Raw genomic sequence first — 2,454 nt, 5'->3', positions numbered from 1 at the left:
GCCTCCGGAGGCCTCGACCGCCGGTCGGCGAGCAGCGCCCGGACGTCGAACCCGGCGCGCTCGAACCGGTCCTCGCCGGGCGGCATGCCGTCGCCGCGGCGCAGGTCGCCGTCGGCGTCCCGGTCGAAGATCCCGGCCGTCTCGATGCGCCCCTCCTCGACCCGTCCGGTCACCGCGACGATCTCGCGGACCTGGCGGCGCACCACGCCGTCAGCCGCCCGGGTCAGGCCGAGGTGCACCACGAGATCCACGGCGGAGGCGACGGTGGGCACCACGAAGCGGTCCGACACGTTCTCGCCCGCGAGCAGCGGGAGGGTGGTCATCTTCGCGACCGCCTCGCGCGCGGTGTTGGCGTGCAGCGTGCACATGCCGGGCACCCCGCTGTTCAGGGCGATGAGCAGGTCGAACGCCTCGGCCTCCCGCACCTCGCCGATGACCAGCCGGTCCGGGCGCATGCGCAGGGCCTCCTTGACCAGGCGCCGCAGCGGCACCTCGCCCGTGCCCTCGAGGTTGGCGGGGCGCGTCTGCAGCGCCACGTGGTCGCGGACCGGCAGGCGCAGCTCCCAGACCTCCTCGGCCGAGATGACGCGCTCGGACCCGGGGATCGACCCCGCAAGGGCGTTCAGCATCGTGGTCTTGCCGGCCTGGGTCTGGCCCGAGACGAGCACGTTCAGCCCGGACCGCACGGCGGCGTCGAGGAACGTCGCGGCCTGGGCCGTGAGCGAGCCGAGCCGCACCATGTCCGCCAGCGACCGCGCCCGCACCACGTGCTTGCGGATGTTCACGGCCCACGCGGAGCGCGTGATGTCGGGGATCACCACGTGCAGGCGCTCCCCGCCGGGCAGCCGGGCGTCCACGAAGGGGCTCGACAGGTCGAGCCGGCGCCCGGAGGTCTTGAGCATCCGCTCCACGAGGTCGCGCACCTGCTCGTCGGTCAGCACCGTGCTGGTCAGCTCGGACACACCCCGCCGCGCGACGTACACGTGGGTCGGAGCGTTGAGCCAGACCTCCTCGATCTCCGGGTCGTCGAGGTACGGCTGCAACGGGCCGAACCCGCCCACCGCGTCGGTCACGGCGCGGGCCGCGGCGTCCGGGTCGTCGAGCGGCGGCACAACGCCGACGCTCGCCCGGGTCGCGTAGTCGCCGAGCGCGTCCGTCACCAGGGTCGACAACCCTGCCCGATCACCGATCGGGTCCAAACCCCTGCGCCGCACCAGCTCGCGGACCTCGTGCTCGAGGATCCGCGCCCCCTCTTCGCCCATGACCGGCAACGCTAGGTCCAAACGTTCATCTCTGCAGGGCACCCTGTGGATAACCTTCCCCAGGAGGCCTGGTTATCCACCAAATCCACAGGCTTGTCCACAAAGGTGCAGGTAAAGCGGGTTGTCGGGCATGCCCGAGATGAACCCGGGGTGGACGGGCGGTGGCTATCGTCTAGCCCATGAACGCCCTTCATTCACCTGGCCGCGACTCGTCCGACCGGGGCCAGGACCGCTGGCAGGCCACCGCGAGCGCCGCCGGGCTGCTCGCCGAGGACGGCAGCGTCGCCGTCACGATCTTCGCCGAGATGTCCGCCCTGGCGGTCCGCACCGGCGCGATCAACCTCGGCCAGGGCTTCCCCGACGTCGACGGTCCGGAGTACGTCAAGCAGGCCGCGATCCAGGCGATCGAGGCGGGCCGCAACCAGTACGCGCCCGGGGACGGCGTGCCGGAGCTGCGCCGCGCCGTGGCCGAGCACCAGAAGCGGCACTACGGCCTGGACGTCGACCCCGACACCGAGGTGCTGGTCACCACAGGCGCCACCGAGGCACTGACGGCGTCGGTCCTGGCGCTGACCCGGCCCGGCGACGAGGTGCTCACGCTGGAGCCGTTCTACGACTCGCACGCGGCCGCGATCGGCATGTCGGGCGCCACGCACGTCACCGTCCCCCTGGTCCCGGGGCCGGACGGGTTCCGGCTCGACGTCGAGGCCCTGCGGGCGGCGGCCACCGACCGTCTGCGCATGATCCTGCTCAACTCGCCGCACAACCCGACCGGGACGGTGCTCACGCGGGACGAGCTGGCCGCCGTCGCCGCGGTCGCGCGGGAGCACGACGCGATCGTGGTCACGGACGAGGTCTACGAGCACCTGACGTTCGGCGCGGAGCACGTGCCGGTCGCGACGCTGCCCGGGATGGCGGAGCGGACGCTGACCATCTCGTCGTCGGGCAAGACGTTCTCGTTCACCGGCTGGAAGGTGGGCTGGCTGCACGGCCCGGCCGACCTGGTCACGGCGGTACGGACCGTCAAGCAGTACCTGACGTACACGTCGGGCGCGCCGTTCCAGCCGGCCATCGCGCAGGCCCTGGCGGACGACGACACGCCCCGCGCGCTGGCCGCGTCCCTGGCCGAGCGCCGCGACCTCCTGAGCGCCGGGCTGGAGACCGCCGGCTTCACCGTCACGCGGCCGGCCGG

General features: G+C 73.0%; 2 protein-coding genes. One reads left to right on the top strand and one right to left on the bottom strand.

Going from position 1 to position 2,454, the window contains the following annotated elements; translation table 11 throughout:
- Positions 1-1,262: TadA family conjugal transfer-associated ATPase (locus tag PROKR_RS25980; protein ID WP_036969514.1), on the bottom strand; the 1,262-nt coding region annotated here is incomplete at its 3' end.
- 179 nt (positions 1,263-1,441) lie between these two features.
- Here PROKR_RS25980 and PROKR_RS25975 point away from each other — a divergent pair.
- A partial coding sequence (locus PROKR_RS25975) for an aminotransferase class I/II-fold pyridoxal phosphate-dependent enzyme (RefSeq protein ID WP_036969511.1) occupies positions 1,442-2,454 on the top strand: 1,013 nt, incomplete at its 3' end.

Origin of the sequence: Promicromonospora kroppenstedtii DSM 19349 (assembly GCF_000515355.1) — a bacterium.
Taxonomy (GTDB): domain Bacteria; phylum Actinomycetota; class Actinomycetes; order Actinomycetales; family Cellulomonadaceae; genus Promicromonospora; species Promicromonospora kroppenstedtii.
The sequence above is the reverse complement of the archived record's forward strand: the minus strand, read 5'-3'. Positions and strand labels throughout refer to the sequence as shown.